Here is a 5,413-nt window from a genome sequence, read left to right as displayed (position 1 = left end):
ACAGCGCTATCAGGCCCCACTGGTATAACGGCGGTCTGACGCCCAACGAATCTGAGCGGCTGTACTACTTACAGTCTAATGCTGTGGCCAGTATTAGTTGACCACTACATATGCAACGTTTTGTACAGGTCATGCGAATGTTGAGGAAGTCGATAAAGCGCAATGGATTGTCGTGAATGAACTCAGAAAGCTGGGGTGGAAACTTTGACTTCTCAACAGTTAATCAGGGATAGCGACAATCACCAGCCACCAGCAGAGTCCATACTATGTTAAGCCGCCACGATGTTGAGTAAACCATAATAAGCCTTGCACAACAGCAGGGCATTACCTTGGATGACCAGGACTTGCTAAATATCCGTACAGGTGTGGCCTTAATGCTGGACGTTAAAAAGCGCCACCGCCAGAGGATGAACTCACCAGACTACCAGTGGAAGAAACCAGCACTGCGACGCTGATTTTGGTATTCCAGGATGGAAAGGCGGTGAACGGGCATAAAATAACCAAAAAACACCATGATTACCTCTGCAAAATATCCCCGACATATCCCCGAAAAAAGAAAGGACTCACGTTTTTAGCGTAAGTTCTTGTTTTATTTGGTGGCCACTGCTGGACTTGAACCAGCGACCAAGCGATTATGAGAACCATGATAACCAACGGATAAACAATAACTTATAGAAAAATCAGTAAGATAAAAAACCAATATTCACCGAATAAGGCCAATATCCTTAAGTTGATGCGACACTTTTGCGACAGTTTAGCGGATTAAGCCTCAATGCTTCTTCCAGGTGATTCGGGGCAAAGTGGGCGTAACGCATTGTCATTTTTATATCTGTGTGCCCAAGTATTTTCTGAAGAACCAATATATTCCCGCCGTTCATCATAAAATGATGAGGCAAAATTATGTCTGAGAACGTGCGTTAATTGGCCAGGGGGCAATTCAATCCCGGTTCGCTCAATTGCTGTTCTAAAGGCATTGTAGCAAGGTTTAAACAGAGAGCCATTCTTTTTAGGTAGTGCGGCTATGATTTCAGGATCCAGGGGAATAGTGCGGTTGCGTTTACCTTTAGTTTTTATAAACGTAACTTTACCAGCTGCTATCTGGCTTCTCTTTAAATTTTCGGCCTCGCTCCAGCGAGCTCCAGTTACAAGACAAATCTTCACCACCATTTCTAAATCTTTTGAAGAACTATGGCGGCATGCATCTAAAAGTAGGTTGATCTGTTCTCCTGTGAGATAAGCCATTTCGCTTTCTTCAGTTCTGAACTGCCGGACGTTTTCTAATGGGTTTGGTGCATCCCACTCACCGAGCCTTTTTAATTCATTAAAAACCGCCAGAAAGTATGCCTGCTCCAGATTCATTGTGCGGTGTGATACCTCCGCAATGCGATTGGTTCTGGCAAAATGGCCATCTAGCCTTTTAGCCCTATAAGCTGTGAATAGTTGGGCAGAAAATTCAATGGCGAGAGGAGAACCCATGCATTCAGATGCCCAAAGCATGGCTCTTACGCGTTTCTGCCCATCCCGCAATGCAATCCCGTGGCGTTCGTACCATAGGTTGATTAAATCAGAGAGTCGACGCTTGTCCTTTCCCTTTCCGAGCCAGGGGGAACCTTCCACTTTTTGAAGAGTGTAGTTTTCAAAAGCTAACGCTTCGCCTTTGGTAGCAAACTTTTTGCGGACACGTTTACCTTGTTTGCCGTCACTACGGTTGACTGTATAAAAATCTGCCAGCCATTGGCCGTCGCTTAGTTTTCTTACTGTCATGTTAATGAATCGTCAATACAACGCGGCCGATCACTTTGATGTCATCAATACCGCAATCAAAGGCCATGCCAACGCCGCTTACTCTAACCTTCTTTACCGGAATGCGGGTTAGCGTTCGGATGCTTGTTTTTCCTTCAATTTCAACCAACCACTGGTCGTCATAAACCTCTGTGAATGAGGTATCAACAATGAACTGGTTGTTACCTTCCAGCACACACATGGGGGATGAGGGCAAAGGAACGCCAGGTAAAAAAGAAACCTTATCCAGCATATACATCCCTGCTTCATAAACCAGGCCGTCAACGATTTTACGACGGGGCATTTTCAAAATATCCAGCTCTTCATCGTCAAACTTCCTGCCCTCACCAGTTGCTAACCATTCAAGATTGACTCCCGTTTCAGCGACACACCTTATAGCGATATCTGAAGGAAACCCGCCGCGTTTATAACGAGAGGAAAGGCTACTTGCTGCGATATCAAGATGTTGCGCAAGCATTAGCTTGGATGTGAACCCATAGGCTTCTATCACGCGATCCAGGATTGGTGCGCTATCGACATCAAAATCAAGTTTGAAAGTTGCCATGTTTATCACAAGAAAATGCGCACATTTCTAATGTCATAATTGACACTTTGCAAAATGCGAATTAATCTAGCTCCGTTGTTTGAATATTGCCTTATAACGACCGATATTGGCGTATCGGTGAAAACAGGAGTTTGCCTTATGCGACCTAACATTACAATCGTGATCCCAGAGCCATATCTCCCACTTGATGAGTACTGCCGCCGGACTGGTATGTCAAAAAGTACCGCTAATAATCTGATTTCATATGGAAAACTCCCTATCAAGCCTAAAGGAGCACAGAAAAAAGGTCTGGTTGAAGTGAACATGGCCGCCTTAACCGTGATGGCATTAAGCGAATGCGATGTTTCGCTTAACGCGTAATTCATCCTACGGATTGGGGAAGAGCTAACAATGTTTGATTATCAGACTTCTAAACATGCTCACTTTGATGCAGCTTGCCGAGCGTTTGCGCTATCGCACAACCTGGAAGATGTGGCCGCTGCCGTTGGTATGCGGCCTCAGATCCTGCGCAATAAGTTGAACCCGGTTCAACCGCATCGCCTGACCTGTGACGAGCTACTGGCTATTACCGATTACACCGAAGATGCGCGTTTACTGGATGGAATGCTGGGGCAGATTAACTGCCTCCCGTCCGTTCCGGTCAATAACGCCACTGAAGCGAACATGCAGTTTTGTGCATTAAGCGCCACCGCAAACGTGGGAGCAATCGCTGGGGAAGCCGTTTCAACTGAGCACATGACCGCAGCGCGCCGCACACAAATTCTTGATCGTGCCCGTGATGCCATCCGTTCCCTTTCCGTTCTGGCTTACACCGTTGAAAGCCGCCTCCAGTCTGCGCCGGTTCTTGCTGCTGCCGTCGATATCGTGACTACCAGCGCCAGCAGCATGATGTGAGGGATAACCATGAAAGCGTTCGTTACCTATCTGAAAAAAGAATCTCCGGCCATGCAGCTGGCCAGCGGGTCAACTGGATGGCTTGAACTGCCTAATGGTCAGCGCTGGAACCCTGGGCACCAGTACAAATTCAATGCCCGTTCGTCTCGTCGTCCATGGTGGTTTCGTTTGTTCAGGATTATCAGGGGGCGTTATGGCCATTAGCGAAAAGCAGCAGGAAATTGGCCTGAAGTGGCTGGGAAATATCCGCCGTAAATACTGGAGTGAGAAAAGCGAAGCCGCCGAATGGTGGGACAAATTAACACCAGAATGGCACGGGGTTGTTTTACATGCGGCCGCAGTTGCTTCTGGAATGGACGTTTTCAAAGCCCATCTGAGCAAATGCTACTGGTCAGAGTTATTCGAACGCCTGGACTACCGGGCAATGATTCAGCTGCGCCAGGGTATATCCAGGGCGCGTCTGACGTTTGAAGGGTTCGGGAGTCTGAGCGACAGCGATTTTTCAAAGCGCAGCGCTAACCGCCAGGTGAAAAAGGCACATCCGATCCACAGCAGTAATGGCGTGCAGATGATTATCGCACCTCATATCGTTCATAAGATGCAACAGCAGGAGAATCATTAATGTCCATTATCTCTGTAAACGCTAAAGAACTGGGACAGGAGCTGGCTGTGTGGGGTGTTCCACACAATTACGCCATTCTCTTTCTGGAGAAAAGCACCGTTAAAAATGGCCGTGTGGCCTTACATCCGTTTTTCTTTAACGACACCGAGCACATGACAAACAAACGCCATTGGCTGGCCGTGAATGTTGCGTACTGGTGCTGTGTCTATCGTGAGGCGGAGAGCCAGTTCCAGCAGGTTGAAGCAATTGCCAGCATTCGTTCCATATATTACATCGCCGGGTCATTGGGCGCAGGGGAAGTCAAAGCGCTTATCCAGGAGTGGTGGCGCAATACCTACGAGCTGCACAAGATACCCGCGCCGAGTTACTCAGCCGCGCCCGTTACCGTCTCTTTCCACTAATTAACCGCCTGAATTTTTGGCCATCCCTGCGGTGGCCGGGGATTCTTTTGCCCTGAGGAAACCAAAATGCAAACAACACGCATGTTTTTACCCGTCAACCAATCCGGTACTGACCTGCTGGCAATGCTGGCAAAAGCTACTGAGGAAGGTAAAGCGGCCTCCGCCGTCATGATGAATACGGACTATGACGAATACCTGATTGCTGACCTGAACCCGGATTTAGTCAATCTTTATAAGGCGATGGCCTACCATACCGACGCGTTTCTTGTGGAGCTTGAAACCCTGTTTTCTGCCGGGGCGTTGGGTGAACAGGAGAGCCGCGCTATTTTTTACTATGCCGTCCGGGACGCGTTCAATTTGTCCGGAAAGGGGCTTGGGGCGGAAAGCGTTGAAGCCGCTGCCCGTTTCATGTATCTGAACCGCCACGGCTTTAACGGGCTTTGCCGTTACAACCGCCATGGCCAGTTCAATGTCCCGTTCGGGAAGTACAAGAAAAACTATTTCCCGCTAAAGAGGTCCGGGCATTTGCTGAAAAGGCAAAGCGCGCGACGTTCATCACCGCGCATTACTCCGAAACGCTTGCGCTGGTTCGTACCGGGGATGTGGTCTATTGCGATCCGCCATACCTGACGGAATCAGGAAATTTCACCTCATACACTGAAAGCGGTTTTTCACATCTAGATCAGGGGCGGTTGGCCAGAAAGCTGCGCCGTCTTGCTGAAAAGGGTGTGAGTGTTGTTGCGTCAAACAGCGATCTGGAAATGGTGCATTACCTTTACGCCGGGTTTGAGGCGATGAAAGTCAAAGCGCCCCGCAGTGTTGGTGCCGCAGCTGCAAGCCAGAAATCTGCCGCAGAGCTGATACTTAAATCCCCTGTAACGACTAAAGGTCATTCCCATGTTGAGGTGTTAACCGATTCTACCGAGAAGATGCCCGGTCAATATACTCCTGACTCACAAACACAGAGTCATAATCCTTCAAACCCATTCCGTAGTCCGATGCATCTACAAGATCCAGAGACAGGAGAAACTCACGTGCTGCAACGTATTCACCAAGCCCATCGCACGTAATGGCTCTGTAAAAAACATGGGGCTGTCCTAGATAAGGTTTAAATTTTACGTTTAACTATCTGTTTTAAAATAGTTAATT

At 48.1% G+C, this 5,413-nt stretch carries 6 protein-coding genes and 2 pseudogenes; 6 read left to right on the top strand and 2 right to left on the bottom strand.

What is annotated here, in order from left to right; all coding sequences use genetic code 11:
* Positions 1-725: 725 nt before the first annotated feature.
* Both BBW68_RS06140 and BBW68_RS06135 read right to left on the bottom strand, forming a co-directional pair.
* Positions 726-1,764: pseudogene (locus tag BBW68_RS06140) on the bottom strand (phage integrase).
* A 1-nt stretch (position 1,765) separates the two neighbouring features.
* On the bottom strand, positions 1,766-2,347 hold the full coding sequence (locus BBW68_RS06135) for a phage repressor protein CI (protein ID WP_070134444.1): 582 nt from the start codon (positions 2,345-2,347) through the stop codon (positions 1,766-1,768).
* A 138-nt stretch (positions 2,348-2,485) separates the two neighbouring features.
* Here BBW68_RS06135 and BBW68_RS06130 point away from each other — a divergent pair, with 138 nt between their 5' ends.
* The 6 genes and pseudogenes from BBW68_RS06130 to BBW68_RS06105 form a co-directional block, all read left to right on the top strand.
* Complete coding sequence (locus tag BBW68_RS06130; protein ID WP_010836041.1) at positions 2,486-2,707, top strand: helix-turn-helix transcriptional regulator; 222 nt, start codon at positions 2,486-2,488, stop codon at positions 2,705-2,707.
* A gap of 30 nt (positions 2,708-2,737) precedes the next feature.
* Positions 2,738-3,241: a phage regulatory CII family protein gene (locus tag BBW68_RS06125; RefSeq protein ID WP_058681029.1), complete on the top strand. Its 504-nt coding sequence runs from the start codon at positions 2,738-2,740 to the stop codon at positions 3,239-3,241.
* Positions 3,242-3,250: 9 nt separating this feature from the next.
* Entirely contained in the window at positions 3,251-3,445 is a 195-nt protein-coding gene (locus tag BBW68_RS06120) for a phage filamentation protein Fil family protein (protein WP_070134443.1), read from the top strand.
* Complete coding sequence (locus BBW68_RS06115; protein WP_070134442.1) at positions 3,435-3,863, top strand: hypothetical protein; 429 nt, start codon at positions 3,435-3,437, stop codon at positions 3,861-3,863. Before BBW68_RS06120 ends, BBW68_RS06115 begins: the two co-directional genes overlap by 11 nt.
* Positions 3,863-4,264 (top strand): hypothetical protein, encoded by a 402-nt coding sequence (locus BBW68_RS06110; RefSeq protein ID WP_070134441.1) that lies wholly within the window; start codon positions 3,863-3,865, stop codon positions 4,262-4,264. Before BBW68_RS06115 ends, BBW68_RS06110 begins: the two co-directional genes overlap by 1 nt.
* Before the next feature lie 123 nt (positions 4,265-4,387).
* A pseudogene (locus BBW68_RS06105) lies at positions 4,388-5,142 on the top strand (DNA adenine methylase); the annotation flags it as partial.
* Between the last annotated feature and the right edge of the window lie 271 nt (positions 5,143-5,413).

The sequence above is a fragment of the Candidatus Erwinia dacicola genome, from assembly GCF_001756855.1.
GTDB classification, from domain to species: Bacteria; Pseudomonadota; Gammaproteobacteria; order Enterobacterales; family Enterobacteriaceae; genus Erwinia; species Erwinia dacicola.
The sequence above is the reverse complement of the archived record's forward strand: the minus strand, read 5'-3'. Positions and strand labels throughout refer to the sequence as shown.